We start from the raw sequence: 16,874 nt of genomic DNA on the forward strand, positions 1-16,874 counted from the left end.
CTCACCGTTCGTCGTGGTCGCTGCCGCCCGAAGCGGCGTCTTCGAGTTCGCGCAGGATGTACTCCTCGACCAGGTCGGCGAGGGTGGAGACGGTGTGCGCGGTCATGATGTCCCGCGGGGTCAGGTCGAGGCCGAACGCCTCACCCGCCCGGGAGGCGATCAGCAGGCTGCGGACGGAGTCACCGCCCAGGGCGAAGAAGTCGTCCTCGGCGCCGACCGGCGCCACCCCCAGCACCTCGGACCAGATCTCCGCGATGACCTCCTCGGTGGGGGTGCGCGGCTCGACATGGCCGGCGGCCGGGGCCGCGGTGGCGGGGCCGGGCGCGGGCAGCGCCGCACGGTCCGTCTTGCCGTTCTCGGTGAGCGGCAGGCGGTCCAGGACGGCGAACGCCGACGGCACCATGTAGCCGGGCAGGGTACGGCCCAGCTCGGCGCGCAGTTCGGCGTCGGCCGGGGCGGCGGCGCCGGGGGTGAGGACGAGATGGGCCACCAGCCTGCGGACGCCCGGCTCGTCCTCCCGGACCGTCACCACGGCCTCCGCGACCGAGGGGTGGCCGACCAGGGCGGTCTCCACCTCACCGGCCTCGATGCGATAGCCGTGCAGCTTGATCTGGTGGTCGGTGCGGCCCAGGTGGTGGATCCGGCCCTCGGCGTCGTAGCGGGCGAGGTCGCCGGTGCGGTACATCCTGCTGCCCGCGGGCCCGAAGGGGTCCGCGAGGAAGCGGGACGCGGTCAGCCCGGGGCGGTTCAGATAGCCGCGGGCCAGCGACGGGCCGCTGATCCACAGCTCACCGGGCACCCCGGGCGGCACCGGGCGCAGCCGTGCGTCCAGCAGATAGGCCCGGGTGTTGGGGACGGGCCGCCCGATGGGCGGCGGGGCGCCGTCCGCGACGAGCGGATCGGACCAGGTGGCGACCACGGTGGCCTCGGTGGGCCCATAGGAGTTGATCATGCGGTGGTGCGGGGCCCACCGGGTCGTCAGCTCCGTACCGCAGGCGTCCCCGCCCACGATCAGCGTGCGCAGTTCGGGCAGCTCCTTCTCGGTTCCGACGGGCAGCGTGGCCAGCGCGGCGGGCGGGATCAGGGTGTGGGTGACGCGCCGCTCGCGCAGGACCCGCGCGAGGTGCTCGCCCAGCAGCGGTCCGGGTTCGGGCACCACGAGCGCGGCCCCGGTGGGCAGCGCCATGCACAGCTCCAGGACGGAGGCGTCGAAGCTGGGCGAGGCGAACTGGAGGACGCGGTCGCCCTCCCGCACCTGGTAGTGCTCGGCCTCGGCGGCGGCGAAGTTGCCGATCCCGCGGTGGGTGACCACCACCCCCTTGGGGGTGCCGGTGGACCCGGAGGTGTAGATCACGTAGGCCGGGTCGTCGGGGTCGACGGGGCGTGTCCGGTCCCGGTCGGTGGGCCGGTGCGCGGGCTCCCCGGAAGCCTCGGCCTCGTCGAGGCCGTCGAGGGTGAGGTGCGGTGCGGCGTCCTCCAGCATCAGGGCGATGCGCTCGGCGGGATAGCCGGGGTCGACGGGCAGATGGGCGCCGCCCGCCTTGGCGACCGCCAGCTGGGCGACGACGATCTCCACCGACCGGGGCAGCACCAGGGCGACGATCCGCCCGGGGCCCACGCCCTGCGCGATGAGCCGGTGGGCGAGGCGGTTGGCCCGGGCGTCCAGCTCCGCGTAGGACAGCTCGACGTCGGGGGCGAGGACCGCGGGCGCGTCGGGGTGACGGTCCGCGGCGGCCTCGAAGAGTTCCGCCAGGGTCGTCCGCGGGGCCGGGCCGGCGGTGTCGTTCCAGTCCACCAGGAGCCGTGTGCGCAGCGCGGACGGCAGGATGTCGATCCGGTCCAGCGGCTGGTCGTCGGGCGCCGCGGCGAGGACGCCGAGGACGTGCGTCAGCTGGGCGGCCAGCCCCTGCGCGGTGGACTCCTCGAAGAGCCGGGGGTCGTAGCCGAGTTCGACGGACAGCTCGGAGCCGGGCGAGACGACCACGGTCAGCGCGTAGTTGGTGTTCTCCAGGGCCTGGAGTTCACGCACCCGCAGCCCGTGTTCGGCGGCGGCGGAGCTGTTGATCGGGTAGTTCTCGAACACCACCAGGCTCTCGAAGAGGTCGGCCCCGCCCGGCACGTCGCTCCAGCCCTGGAGCTGGGCGAGCGGTACGTGGCCGAAGCCGCGCGCGTCCGCCTGGTCGGCCTGGAGCCCGCGCAGCCAGTCGACGGTGGCGGAGGTGCCGTCCACGGCACACCGCACCGGCAGGGTGTTGATGAAGATGCCGGTGATGCTGTCGGCGCCGGGCAGTTCGGTCGGCCGTCCGGAGACGGTCGCCCCGAAGCAGACGTCCGACTCTCCGCTCAAGCGAGATACGAGCAATCCCCAAGCGCCCTGGACGATCGTATTGAGAGTGAGCCGGTGCCGTCGGGCGAAGTCCTCCAGGGCTGCGGTCTCCTGCTCACCGAGCCGCTGCGACAGCCATTGTGAGGACCGGGTGGGGGCCTCCGCCGTCGGCTTGCGGTCGTAGGGGAGGGGAGTGGGTGCGGTGAACCCCGCAAGCGTCTTGCGCCAGTGCGCTTCGGCCTGCGCGCGGTCCTGCCGTCCGAGCCAGGCGACATAGTCCGCGAACGGCCTGCGGGCCTGGAGCCGCGGCTGTTCCCCCGCGGCCAGGGCGGCGTGGGCCGCGAAGACGTCCGTCAGGACCTGGAAGACGCTCCAGCCGTCGAGCAGCACATGGTGGAAGGTCCACAGCACCTGCACCTCGGTCGGCGACAGCCGGGCCAGGGTGACGCGGAGCAGCGGCGCCGCGGCGAGATCGAGCCCCCGGGCGCGGTCCTGGTCGAGCAGCCGCTCCAGCGCGGACCGGCGCTCGTCCTCCGTCAGATCGCTCCAGTCCAGCTCCTCGACCGGTACGGCCGCGCCGCGGCGCACGATCTGTAGGGGCTCGGGTACCCCCTGCGTCACCACCTCGCTGCGCAGCACCGGGGTGCGGTCCACGACGTGCTGCCAGGCGGCGGCGAGGACCCGGGAGTCCCGGACCCCGTCCAGGATGAAGGTCGCCTGCTCCACATAGAGCCCCTGGCCGCGCTGGGCCAGCCCGTGGAAGACCAGCCCGCTCTGGGTGGGCGTCAGCGGATAGATGTCCGCCACGTCCCGGCCGTCGCCCGCCAGCCGGTCGACCGTCTCCTGGTCCAGGGCGGCCAGCGGGAAGTCCGAGGGCGTGCGTCCGCCCGCCCCCTCACCCGTGCACAGCCGCATGATCGCGCGCAGCTCGTCCATGGTCTCCCGGGCGAGCCGGGAGACCGTGCTCCGATGGTGCCGGTCCCGGGAGTAGGACCAGGTGAGTTCCAGCTTCCTGCCCTCCACCCGGCCGACCACGTCGAGCAGATGCGGCCGGGGGGCCTCCGGGCTCATGTCGCCCTCCAGGCCGTTGCGCAGGGCGTGCAGCAGACCGCCGTCGGGCAGGTCCCAGTCGAGCTGGCCGAGGTAGTTGAAGCTGATCTGCGGGTCCGCCGCACCGGCGAGCGGCGCGTCCGGGGCCAGATGGCGCAGCGCCCCGTAGCCCAGCCCGTTCCCGGGCATCGCGCGCAGCCGCTCCTTGACGGTCTTCAGCGCCTCCTCGAGACCGGTTTCGGCGCCGCCGTCCAGGGCGACGGGGAACATGCTGGTGAACCAGCCGACCGTACGGGACAGATCGGTGCCCTCGAAGATCTCCTCGCGGCCGTGCCCCTCCAGCGCGACCAGCACCCGGTCCCGGCCGGTCCAGCGGCCCAGCACCCGGCCCAGCGCGCACAGCAGGACGTCGTTGATCCGGGTCAGATAGGCGCCCGGCACCTCCTGGAGCAGGACCCGGGTCTCCTCGGTGTCCAGCCGGACCGTCACCGTCTCCTCACTGGCGGCGGTGTTGGGCCCCTCGCCGTCCGTGGGGAGGTCCGGGGAGCCGTGCGCGGCGGTCCAGTGGCCGCGTTCGGCGTCGAAGCCCCCGGCGACGGTGTGCTCGCTCAACTGCCGCGACCACGCGCGGAACGAGGTGGTCTTCCGGCCGAGGCTCCCCGGCCGCCCGGCCTCGAGCAGCCGGTAGGCGGTGTCCAGGTCCTCCAGCAGGATCCGCCAGGAGACGGCGTCCACCACCAGGTGGTGGGCGATCAGGCTGAGCACCGGGCGCTCACCGTCGCCCCGCAGGAACAGCACGGCCTTGAACAACGGCCCACGGTCCAGTTGGAATCCGGCCCGGATCCGCTGCTCCGCCTCCCGCATCGCCGCTTCCCGCAACCCGGGGTCGGTGGCGGACAGGTCATGTACGTCGAGCACCCGGTCGCCGCCCGGCGGCACGCTGTGCTGGCGCCAGCGGCCGTTCCCGGTGCGCTCGAAGCGCAGCCGCAGCGCGTCGTGGTGGTCGAGCAGCGTGTCCAGGGCGGCGCGCAACGTGTCCTCGTCCACCGGCCCGGTCAGCTCGGCGGACACCGCCTGGGTGAAGTGGCCGGGGCTGTCGGTGAGGGTGTCGAACAGCCAGTGCTGGACGGGGGTCAGCGGCACCTCGCCGACGACCGGCCCCTGTTCGGCCGCGACCGCCGTGGCCGGGACGTCCCGCGCGGCGGCGGCCAGATCCGCGACGGTCTGGTGGACGAACAGATGGCGCGGGGTCAGCTCGATGCCCGCCCGGCGGGCCGAGGAGACGATCTGGATGCTGAGGATGGAGTCGCCGCCGAGGGTGAAGTAGTTGTCGTCGACGCCGACCCGCTCCACCCCCAGCACCTCGGCCCAGATCCCGGCGAGCGCCTTCTCGGTCTCCGTACGGGGCGGCACATGGCCGGTGGCGGGGGCAGCCCAGTCCGGGGCGGGCAGCGCCCGCCGGTCGAGCTTGCCGCTGGGGTTCAGCGGCAGCCGCTCCAGGGTGACGACGGCCGCGGGCACCATGTGGTCCGGCAGGCTCGTCGCGAGGAACGCGCGCATCGCGGCGGGATCGACCGCCGTGGCCCCGGCGGCCGGGACGGTGTAGCCGACCAGCCGTTTGTGGCCGTCGGTTTCGACGACGGCCGCGGCCGCCTCGGCGACCTCGGGATGGCGCGCGAGCGCGGCCTCGACCTCGCCCAGCTCGATCCGGAAGCCCCGCACCTTGACCTGGTCGTCGGTCCTGCCGAGGTACTCCAGCTGCCCGTCCGCGTCCCACCGCACCAGGTCGCCGGTGCGGTACATCCGGCTGCCCGCGGGGCCGAAGGGATCGGCCGTGAAGCGGTCCGCGGTCAGCCCGGGGCGGCCGAAGTACCCCCGGGCCAGGCCCGGACCGGCCAGATACAGCTCGCCGGGCACCCCGATGGGCACCGGCCGCAGCCGCGCGTCCAGCGCGTACGCCCGGGTGGCGGCGACCGGGGAGCCGATCGGCGGGGTCCGGCCGGGGTCGGCGGGGTCGCACGTCCAGGCGGTGGCGTAGACGGTGGCCTCGGTGGGGCCGTAGATGTTGGCCACCCGGCAGCCCGGGATGGCCGTACGGACCTCCCGCACCGTACGGGCCGCGAGCCCCTCACCGGCCAGCACCACGGTGTCTGCCGTGACGGAGACGCCGCCCTTGCCGAGCACCTGCCCGAGGGCCGAGGGCACCGCGCTGATCAGGGACGCCGTCCACGGCTCCGGCCGCTCGGCCAGGGCGAGCAGATCCGCCACGATCTCCAGCGAACCGCCCGCCAGCAGCGGGCAGATGATCTCGAAGACCGACACATCGAAGTTGAGCGAGGTGGACGCCACGACGTGGGAGAGCCCCGCCGGGCCGAATTCCTCCGCCGCCCAGGCGGCCAGCGCGGCGACACCCTGGTGGGTGGCCACGACGCCCTTGGGCGTACCGGTCGATCCGGAGGTGTGGATGACGTACGCCGGGTGGCCGGGGACCAGCGGGGCGGTGCGCTCGGCGTCGCCGACGTCATGGGCGCCCAGCCCGGCCAGCGCACGCCCGGTCTCCGCGTCGTCCAGCAGGATCCGGTGGCCCGGCCCGTCCGGGATCCGGGGAGCGGTCTCCCCGGTGGTCAGGACGATGTCCGGGGCGATGTCGCCGATCATGAACTCGATGCGCTCCGACGGGTACGCGGGGTCGACCGGGAGATACCCGGCGCCGCTCTTGACCACCGCCAGCAGCGCCACCACCAGCTCCGGCGTACGGGGCAGGGACAGCGCCACGAAGCGTTCCGGACCGGCGCCCGCGCCGATCAGCAGCCGGGCGAGCCGGTTGGCCCGCTCGTTCAGCTCCCGGTACGTCAGCGTCAGGTCTCCGCCCCGCACGGCCACCGCGTCCGGCGTACGGGACGCCTGCGCCTCGAACAGCTCCGGCAGGACCGCGCCCGGCGCCGGGGCGACGGGGCCGCTGAACGCGTCCAGGATCCGGCGGGTTTCCGCCGCGCCGATCAGCGGCAGATCCTCCAGCCGCCGTTCCGGATCGGCCGCCATCTCGGCCAGCAGCCCGTGCAGGCATCCGCCCAGCCGCTCGACCGTGGCGGCGTCGAAGGCGGCGGGGTCGTAGTCCAGCGAGATCGACAGCCGCTCCTCGGGCGCCACGACGACGCTGAGCGCGTAGTTGGTCGGCTCCAGATCCCGTTCCTGGTGGATGCGGAGGCCGTGTGCCGCGATGGCCTCGCTGTCGAAGGGGTAGTTCTCGAAGACCACGATGCTGTCGAAGAGGCCGATGCCGCCGGGCACCTCGCTCCAGCTCTGGAGCTGCGCCAGGGACGCGAACTCGAAGCGCCGGGACTCCGACTGCGCGGTCTGGAGGTCCCGCAGCCAGCTCGTCAGCGGGCTCCGGCCGTCCACCCGGACCCGGGTGGGGATGGTGTTGATGAACACCCCGACCATCGACTCCACACCCGGCAGCGCGGCGGGGCGGCCGGAGACGGTGGTGCCGAACGCCACGTCGTCCGTCCCGCTGTAGCGGGACAGCAGCAGCCCCCAGGCGCCCTGCACCACCGTGTTCATCGTCAGCCCGTTGCGCTGGGCGACGGTGCGCAGCCGGGCGGACTCCTCCGCGCCGAGGGTGACCCGGTGCGTGCCCGAGGACGCCGTGCGGTGCGCCTCGGCCGCGGGCCGGTCGCGGGGCAGTTCGGTCGGGGCGGTGAAGCCCTCCAGTGCCCCGCGCCAGAACCGCTCGGCCTCCGCCGTGTCCTGCTCACCGAGCCAGCCCAGGTACTCCCGGAAGGGCCGCCGGGCGGGCACGACGGCACCGCGCCCGGTGGTGAGCGCCGCGTACCGCTCGCAGACCTCGTCGAAGACCTGCGCCGCGCTCCAGCCGTCGAGCAGCACATGGTGGAACGTCCAGACCAGCCGCACCTCGTCGGCCGACAGCCGGATCAGGGCCAGGCGGGTCAGCGGCGCGCTGCCCAGGTCGATTCCCTCGGCCCGGTCGTCGGCGAGCAGCCTGCTCAGCTCGGCCTCGCGCCACGCCTCGGACCGTCCGGTCCAGTCGTGGTGGGCGATCCGCAGGGTGGCCCGCCGCCGTACGACCTGGAGGGGCTCCGGGGTGTCCGCCCAGACCAGCTGGGTGCGCAGGATCGGGTTGGCGTCCGTGGTCCGCTGCCACGCCGTGGCCAGCGCCTGCGGGTCCGTCACCCCGGTGAGCCGCAGCTGCACCTGGTTGAAGTAGGCGTCGGACGCCGGGTCCACGAGGCTGTGGAACAGCATCCCGGCCTGCATCGGGGTCAGCGGATAGATGTCCTCCACCGACCGCCCGTCGGCGGCCACCCGGTCCACCGCGGCCTGGTCCAGCCGGGCCAGCGGGAAGTCCGACGGGGTACGGCCGCCGGCGCCGGGCTCGGCGCAGTGGGCGACGATGTCCTCCAGGGCGCGGAGCATCTCCCCGGCCAGCCGGGACACCGTCTCCTCGGAATGCGTCCCGGAGCCGTAGTACCAGGTGATCTCCAGGCAGCGCCGCTCGACCCGGCCCACGATGTCGAGGAGGTGCGCCCGGGGCGACTCCGGTGCCGCGTCACCGCCCAGACCGCCCCGCACGCTGCGGACCAGGGCGTCGTCGCCGGTGGTCCCGCCCGTGTCCGACCAGTCGAACTGGCCGAGGTAGTTGAAGCTGATCCGGGGCTCCGCCGCGTCCGCGAGCGGCGCGTCCGGGGCCAGATGGCGCAGCGCGCCGTAGCCGATGCCCTGGGCGGGCACCGCCCGCAGCTGCTCCTTGACGGACTTCAGCGTCTCGCCCCAGCCGCCGCCCGGGGCATCCGGGATGTCCAGGGCGACCGGGAACAGGGTGGTGAACCAGCCGACGGTACGGGACAGGTCCACGCCGTCCAGCAGGTGTTCCTCCCGGCCGTGCCCCTCCAGGTCGACGGCGACCCGCCGCCGCCCGGTCCACTCGGCCAGCACCCGGCCGAGCGCCGAGAGCAGCACGTCGTCCACGCGGGTGCGGTAGACCTCGGGCACCTGCTGGAGCAGGGCGGTGGTCCGCTCCCGGTCCAGCGTCACGGTGACCGACTCCATGGCCGCGACGGTGTTGCCGCCCTCGCCCTCGCTGTCCACCGGAATTCCGGCGGCGCAGTCCGCGGCCACCGCCGTCCAGTGCGGGAGTTCGGCGTCGAAGCCACCGGCCGCGGTGTGCTCGGCGAGCCGCCGGGACCAGTCCCGCACGGAGGTGGTGCGCGCCCCGAGGTCGGCGGGGGAGCCGTCGAGCACCTGGCGGTAGGCGGTCTCCAGGTCCTCCAGCAGCACGCGCCAGGAGACGCCGTCGACCACCAGGTGGTGCACGGTCAGGAAGAGCGACGGCCGCAAGCCCTGGCCCGGGCGCAGCAGCCGGGCGGCCAGCAGCGGCCCCCGGTCCAGGACGAACCCGGCGTTCGCCTCGGCCATGGCCGCCTCCTCGGCGGCCCGCCGCTCCGGCTCCCCGAGCCCCGACAGGTCCACCTCCCGCAGCGGGCCGCCGGTCTCGTCCGGCGGCGGGCAGTACTGCCGTACGGTGCCGTCCGCCCCGCGCGTGAAGCGCGTCCGCAGCGCGTCGTGGTGGACCAGCAGCGCCCGCAGGGCCTGACGGAGCGCCCGGGGGTCGGGGTCCCGGTCGAGTTCGACCAGGACGGACTGGTTGAAGTACTCGGGCCGGGGGCTGTCCGTGCCGAGGAACCAGTGCTGGATCGGGGTCAGCGGCAGCTCGCCGCTCACCGGGCCCGCGTCGGCGGCGGGCCGGTCGGTGGCGGTGGCGACGGTGGCGAGCGAGGCGATGGTGGGGTGCCGGAAGAGTTCCCTGGGCGTCACCGCCAGGCCCGCCTGCCGGGCGCGCGAGGCGACCTGGATGCTGAGGATCGAATCCCCGCCGAGCATGAAGAAGTTGTCCTCGACGCCGATCCGCTCCCGGCCCAGCAGCGGCCCCATGATCTCCGCCAGGATCCGTTCGGCGTCGGTGCGGGGCGCCACGTACTCCGTGCCCGCCGTGGCCGCCGCCCAGTCGGGCTCGGGCAGCCGGCGGCGGTCCACCTTGCCGTTGGCGGTGAGGGGCAGTTCGTCCAGGGCGATGAAGACCGCGGGCACCATGTAGTCGGGCAGCTCCCGGCCGACCAGGGACCGCAGCTCTGTAGGTTCGGGCGCCGCGGCATCGCGCACCGGGACCAGATAGGCGGCCAGCAGCTTCCGCTCCCCGTCCCGTGCGAGCGCCACGACCGCCTCGGCGACGGCCGGGTGGCGGGTCAGCGCGGCCTCGATCTCGCCCGGTTCGATGCGGAAGCCCCGGATCTTCATCTGGTCGTCCGAGCGGCCCACGAAGGCGAGTTCACCGTCGGCGGTCCAGGACACCAGGTCCCCGGTGCGGTACATCCGGGAGCCGGGAGGCCCGAACGGGTCGGCGACATAACGCTCCGCCGTGGGGCCGGGGCGGTTCCGGTAGCCCCGGGCGAGCCCGGCGCCCGCGATGTACAACTCCCCGGGTATGCCCGGGGGTTGGGGCTGGAGGGCGCCGTCCAGGACGTAGGCGCGGGTGTTGTCCAGCGGTCGTCCGATGGGCAGCGTCCCGGGCAGTTCCTCACCGGCGCGGAAGGGCCGCCGGGTGACGAAGGTCGTGGTCTCGGTGGGTCCGTAGCCGTCCACCACCGTCAGCTCCGGGCAGGCGTCGAGCACCCGGCGCACCGCCCCGGGCGGCACCGCCTCGCCGCCGGTCCACACCTCCCGGGCGCCGCGCAGGCAGTCCGGCGCCTCCTGCGCCAGGAGCCGGAAGAGGCCGGCGGTCAGCCACAGGCAGCTCACCCCGTGCCCGGTGATCGCGTGGCGGACCGCGTCCGCGTCCACGTCGCCCACCGGGGCGAGGACGGCCGTACCGCCGCGCAGCAGGGGCACCCACACCTCGTAGGTGGAGGCGTCGAACGCCTGCGGGGAGTGCACCAGCACCCGGTCGTGGCGCGCGAAGGCGCGGTCGTGGGCGAGGGCGGTCACATCGCGGTGCCGGACCGCGACGCCCTTGGGCCGCCCGGTGGAGCCCGACGTGAACATCAGGTAGGCGGTGTTGTCGGGGAAGACCTCCACCGAGGGCGGCCCGGACGGCCCGTCGCCGCCCTCGGCACCCGGCGCCACCAGCAGCGTCCGCCCGCCGTGCCCGATGTCGGCGGCGGTCCGCTCCCAGGCGCGGTCGGTCAGCAGGACGTCCGCCGTCGCCTCGGCCAGCACCAGCCGCAGCCGGTCCCCGGGCGCGCGGGTGTCCAGCGGTACGTACACCCCGCCCGCCTTGACGACCGCCAGCTGGGCGACCACCAGTTCCACGGACCGGTCCATCAGCACGGCCACCGGCCGCTCCGGACCGATCCCGAGCCCGATGAGTCGGTGGGCCAGCCGGTTGGCGCGCGCGTCCAGCTCCCGGTAGCTCACCGGGCCGCCGTCGCCGTCCAGGGCGGGCGCGTCCGGCGTACGCCGCACCTGGGCGGCGAACAGATCGGCCACCGAACCCTCGGGCAGTGGGGCCGTGGTGTCGTTCCACTCGCGGAGCACCTGGGCGCGCCGGGCGTCGGTGAGCATCGGGAGGCGCGCGGGCGCCCGGTCCGGGCCGGTGGCCATGTTCGTCAGCAGCACCGACAGGTACTCGGCCATGCGCCGAACCGTCGCGGCGTCGAACAGGGCCGGGTCGTAGCCCAGCCGCAGCGCCATCTCCTCGCCGGGGTACACCACCAGGCTCAGCGGGTAGTTCGTCGTCTCGACGCCGTCGAGGTCCCGCAGGGCCAGCCCGTGCGCGGCGGCGAGGTCTCCGCCGACGGGGTAGTTCTCGAACACCACGATGCTGTCGAAGAGGTTCACCCGCTCCTCGAGCCGGGTCATCGACCGCAGCCGGGTGAGCGGTACGAAGTCGAAGCGCCGGTCCTCGGTCTGCCGCTCCTGCACCTCCCGCAGCCACGACAGCAGGGTGCCGCCCGTGGGCACCGGAAGCCGGGTCGGCACGGTGGTGATGAACAGGCCGGTCATCGCCTCGACGCCCGGCAGCTCCGGCGGACGGCCCGAGACCGTGGTCCCGAAGACGACGTCCGCGCGGCCGGTGTACCGGGACAGCAGCAGCGTCCAGGCGCCCTGGAGCAGGGTGTTCATGGTGAGCCCCGCGCCCCTGGCCAGCTCCGCGAGGCGACGGGAGGCGTCCGCGGGCAGCGTGACCCGCACGTCGGCGGTGGACTCCGCGTGATGGGTCTCGGTGGGCTCCCGGTCGAACGGCAGCGGGGTGGGCTCCGACAGATCACCGAGCCGGGAGCGCCAGTGCTCCTCGGCCTCCGCCCAGTCGCGGTCCCGCAGCCAGGCCACGTAGTCGCGGAACGGGCGGCGGCTGGGCAGCGCCGCCGCCGCCCCGGCCGCATGGCAGGCGAAGACGTCGGACAGCACCTGGAACAGGCTCCAGCCGTCCAGGATCAGGTGGTGGAACGTCCACACCACCTGGACCTCGGTGTCGGACAGCCGGGCCAGCGCCAGCCGCATCAGCGGCGCCGCGGCCAGGTCGAGACCCCGTTCCCGGTCCTCGGCGAGGAACCGCCGCGACTCCTCCCGGCGCTCGGCTTCGGACAGCCCGCGCCAGTCGAGACGGGTGACCGGCACCCGGACCCCGCGCTCCACCACCTGGAGCGGCTCGGGCACGCCGTCCCACTCGGCGCGGCTGCGCAGCACCGGTGTGCGGTCGGTGACCCGCTGCCAGGCCGCGGCCAGCGCGCCCGGGTCGGACACCCCGTCGAGGACGAACGTGAGCTGCTGGAAGTAGGCGCGCCGGTCCTCCTGGGACAGCCCGTGGAACAGCATGCCCGCCTGGGTGGGGGTCAGCGGGTAGACGTCCTCCACCGCGCTGCCGTCGCCCACCAGCCGGTCCACCGCGGCCTGGTCGAGGGAGGCCAGCGGGAAGTCGGACGGGGTGCGGCCGCCCGCGCCGGGCGCGGCGGCGTGCCCGGCGATGGCGCGCAGCGCCCGCAGGAACTCCCCGGCCAGCCGCCCGACGGTCTCCTCCCGGTGGAGGTTCGCCGAGTAGAACCAGGTGAACGCGAGCCGCTGGTCCTCGACCCGGCCGACCACCTCCAGCGGATGCGGGCGCGGCGACTCCGGGTCGGCGTCCAGGGCCAGTTCGCGGTGGAGGCCGCGGAAGAGCCCGTCGCCGTCGCCCGGCAGCTCGAACTGGCCCAGGTAGTTGAAGCTGATCCCGGCCGTGGGACCGGTCGGAAGGTCCTCGGGCCGGGCCAGATGGCGCAGCGCCCCGTACCCCAGGCCGCGCTGCGGCACGGCCCGCAACTGCTCCTTGACGGACTTGAGTACGTCGCCCCAGTCACCCTCGGGGAGGTCGAGCGCGACCGGGAAGCGGGTGGTGAACCAGCCGACCGTACGGGACAGATCCACCTCCTCGAAGATCTCCTCGCGGCCGTGGCCCTCCAGGTCCACCGGTACACGGGTGCGCCCGGTCCACTCGCCCAGCACTCGGGCCAGCGCGCTCAGCAGCACATCGTTGACCTGCGTCCGGTAGATCTCGGGCAGCGTCTGGAGCAGGGCGGTGGTCTCGTCCCGGTCGAGCGTGACGGTGACCGACCGGGCCGAGGCGTAGGTGTTCGCCCCGTCCGCCCCCTCCAGGTCCACCGGCAGCGACGGATCGGAGTCCCGGACCAGGCCGGTCCAGTACGCGGCCTCGGCGTCGAAACCCCCGGCCTTCGCGTGGTCGTTCAGCCGCCGGGCCCAGGTACGCAGCGGGGAGGAGGCGGCGGGAAGCCCGGCCGACCGGTGGTAGGCGGTGTCCAGGTCCTCCAGCAGGATGCGCCAGGAGACCCCGTCCACGACGGCGTGGTGCACGGTGAGGTGGAGCACCGGCCGCTCTCCGGCCCCGGCGTTCTCCTCCAGCACCGCGCGCAGCAGCGGTCCGGCCGTCAGGTCGAAGCCGCCGAGGTGGGGTTCGCCGTCGCCGGTGTGGCGGCGCAGCAGGTCCGTCAGCTCCGGTGCCGCGCCGCCGTCGATCCGCTGGCACCGGCTCCCGCCGCCGTCCTCGGAGGGGAACCGGGAGCGCAGCGCGTCGTGGTGGGCCACGACCGCCTCCAGGGCGCGGCGCAGCGCGTCCTCGTCGACGTCCTCGGGCAGGACGAGGGAGATCGTCTGGTTGAAGTGCCCGGCCCGCTCGGGGTCGTGCTCGAACAGCCAGTGCTGGATGGGCGTCAGCGGCAGGTCCCCGGTGGCCGCCTCCGCACCGGTGGCGTCCGGCCGGGGCTGCGCGGCCGAGGTGTCCAGGTGCAGGGCGAGGGCGGCGATCGTCTGGTGGCGGTAGACGTCGCGGGAGGTGACGGAGAGCCCGGCCTGCCGCGCCTGCGACACCACCTGGATGCTGAGGATCGAATCCCCGCCGAGGGAGAAGAAGTTGTCCTCCACCCCGATGCGTTCCACATGGAGGATCCGGGCCCAGACCGCGGCGAGGGTCCGTTCGGTCGCGGTGCGCGGCGCCACGTAGCCCGGCGCCGCCGGGGACCAGTCCGGGTCGGGGAGACGACTCCGGTCCAGCTTGCCGTTGGGGTTGAGCGGCATCCGCTCCATGACCAGCACCGAGGCGGGCACCATGTAGTCGGGCAGGCTGCTCCCCAGGAACGTGCGCAGCGCGGCCGGGTCCGGTGTGCTGCCCGGCGCGGGCACGACGTAGGCGATGAGCCGCTTGTGGCCGCCGGTCTCCTTCGCGACGGCGGCGGCCTCGGCGATGCCGGGGTGGCGCAGCAGCGCCGTCTCGACCTCGCCGAGTTCGATGCGGAAGCCGCGGATCTTCACCTGGTCGTCGGCCCGGCCCATGTACTCCAGCTGGCCGTCGCTGCCCCAGCGCACCAGGTCACCGGTGCGGTACATGCGGTTGCCCGGCGTCCCGAAGGGGTCCGCGAGGAAGCGGTCGGCGGTCAGCCCGGGCCGGTTGAGGTAGCCCCGGGCGAGGCCCTGGCCGCCGAGATACAGCTCGCCGGTCACCCCGGGCGGCACCAGCCGCAGCGTCGGGTCCAGGACGTAGGCGCGGGTGTCGGCGACGGGCCGCCCGATCGGCGGCGCCTGCCGCGGCGCCTCGCCCGAGGAGAACCAGGCGGTGGCGTAGACGGTCGCCTCGGTCGGCCCGTACATGTTGACGATGCGGCAGGAGGGCAGCGCCGCCTTGATGTCCCGTACGGTCTGGGCGGGCAGCGCTTCGCCCGCCAGGACGACGGTCCCGGCGTCGATGCGTCCGGCTTCTATGTATCCGGCGTCGATCTGTCCGGCGTCCCCGCTCAGCAGCCGGGCGAACACCGACGGGACGCCGCTGATCAGCCCGGTCGCGCGCGGCCGGTTCGCGGGGTCGGCGAGGACCAGCAGATCCTGGACGACCTCGATGCTGCCCCCGGCCAGCAGCGGGCACAGGATCTCGAACACGGACACGTCGAAGTTGAGCGAGGTCGAGGCCACGACCCCGGTCAGCCGCTCCCGCCCCAGCTCGGCCTCGGCCCAGGCGGCCAGGCCCGCCACGCTCTGGTGGGTGACCACCACGCCCTTGGGCCTGCCGGTGGACCCGGAGGTGTAGATGACGTAGGCCGGATGGGACCGGTCCAGCGGGCCGGTCCGCTCGGCGTCGGTGATGTCGCCGTCCGCCCGCCGTGCCAGCTCGGCGCGGACCGCGTCGTCGTCCAGCACCAGCGGTTCGGCGCCGGCGGGCAGGCAGGCCGCGGTGTCGGCGGTGGCGAGGACGGTCGAGGGCGCGGCGTCGTCCAGCATGAACGCGATGCGCTCGGCCGGGTACGCGGGATCCACGGGCAGATATCCGGCGCCCGCCTTGAGCACCGCCAGCAGGACGACGACCAGGTCGGCCGAGCGCGGCAGGGCCAGCGCCACCAAGCCCTCGGGGCCGACGCCCCGGTCGATCAGCAGCCGGGCGAGCCGGTTGGCACGCCGGTTCACCTCGTCGTAGGAGAGCCGGGTCTCCCCGCAGGTCACGGCGGTCGCCCGCGGCCGCGACGCGGCCTGCGCCGCGAAGAGTTCGGGCAGCGTCGCGTCGGTGAGGGCCTGGCCGGTGCCGTTCCAGGAGTCGAGCAGCTTGTGCCACTCGGCGTCGCTCAGCATCTGGAGTTCGATCAGGGTGCTGCCGGGGTCGGCCACCATCCGGGTCAGCAGCCGGTGCAGATGCCCGGCCATCTGTTCCATCGTCCGGGCGTCGAACAGATCGGAGTTGTACTCGACGGTGAGCCCCAGCGATCCGTCGTCCCGGGGCAGGAACTCCAGCACCAGGTCGAACCGCGCCGCGGGGCGCGGCAGGGAGTGCTCGGCGATCGTCACGCCGCCCGCCTCCCGGGCGGGCACCATGGCGCCCTGCTGGACGACCAGGGCCTGCACCAGCGGGTTGCGGCTGGCGTCGCGCTTCGGGGCCAGCTCCTCGACGACCCGCTCGAACGGCAGCCGGTCGTGGCTGAAGGCGTCCAGCACCGTTTCGCGCATCGCGTCCACGAACTGCTCGACGGTGCTGTCCCCGTCGACGTCGGCGCGCAGCACCAGCGTGTTGACGAAGAACCCGGCGACCGACTCCAGCTCCTTGCGGTGGCGTCCGCTGGTGACGGTGCCGAAGGCGACGTCCCGCTGGCCCGAGTAGCGGGAGAACAGGACCGCGACGGACGCCGCGAGCAGGGTGAACAGCGTGGTGTTCCGCTCCCGGCCGAGCCGCCCGAGGGCGGCCACCAGATCGGCGGGCAGCTCGCGCCGGTGCACCGCCCCTGCGGTGGTGCGCACCGGGGGGCGGGGGCGGTCGGTGGGCAGCTCCAGGGTCTGCATTCCGGCGAGCCGGGTCCGCCAGTACTTCAGGTCGGTGTCCTGCCCGGGCGGCACCGGGTGGTTCCGCTCCCAGACGGCGAAGTCCGGGTACTGGAGCGCGGGCACGGGGAGGCCGGGGTCGGTGCCGGTGACCTCCGCCCCGTACAGCGCGGTCAGTTCGCGGACCAGGAGGCCGACCGACCAGCCGTCGGTGACGATGTGGTGCTGGGCGAGCAGCAGCACGTGGTCGTCGTCGGCGAGCCGGATGAGCAGCGCCCGGGTCAGCGGGCCCTCGGCCAGGTCGTAGGGGCGGTTCAGCTCGTCGGTCAGCAGCCGCTCGACGGCGGCGTCGCGCTCCGCGGCGGGCCGCCCGCCGAGGTCGGCGTGGTCGAGCGGTACGGTGCCCCGCTCGGCGATCCGCTGCACCCCGTGCCCGTCCACGGTGACGAAGGTGGTGCGCAGCGCGTCGTGCCGGGCGGCCAGGGTGCCGAGCGCGCGGCGCAGGGCGCCGGTGTCGAGCGGGCCGCTCAGCCGCAGCCCGGCCCCGGTGTTGTACTCGGTGCCGCCGGAGGTCAGGTCGTCCAGGAACCACAGCCGCCGCTGGGCGGCGGACAGCGGCAGGGGCCGGTCGCGCGGGGCGGGCGGGATCGGCGCCTCCGGCGCCTCGGCGGCCTCCTCCGGCAGCCGCGCGGCCAGC

The 16,874-nt window shown here is 74.4% G+C and carries 1 protein-coding gene; it reads right to left on the reverse strand.

All coding sequences use genetic code 11. From position 1 onward, the window contains the following. Position 1 precedes the first annotated feature (1 nt). The coding region (locus EEJ42_RS26005) for a non-ribosomal peptide synthase/polyketide synthase (RefSeq protein ID WP_123103464.1) at positions 2-16,874 on the reverse strand (16,873 nt) is incomplete at its 5' end.

Origin of the sequence: Streptomyces botrytidirepellens (assembly GCF_003721215.1) — a bacterium.
GTDB classification, from domain to species: domain Bacteria; phylum Actinomycetota; class Actinomycetes; order Streptomycetales; family Streptomycetaceae; genus Streptomyces; species Streptomyces himastatinicus.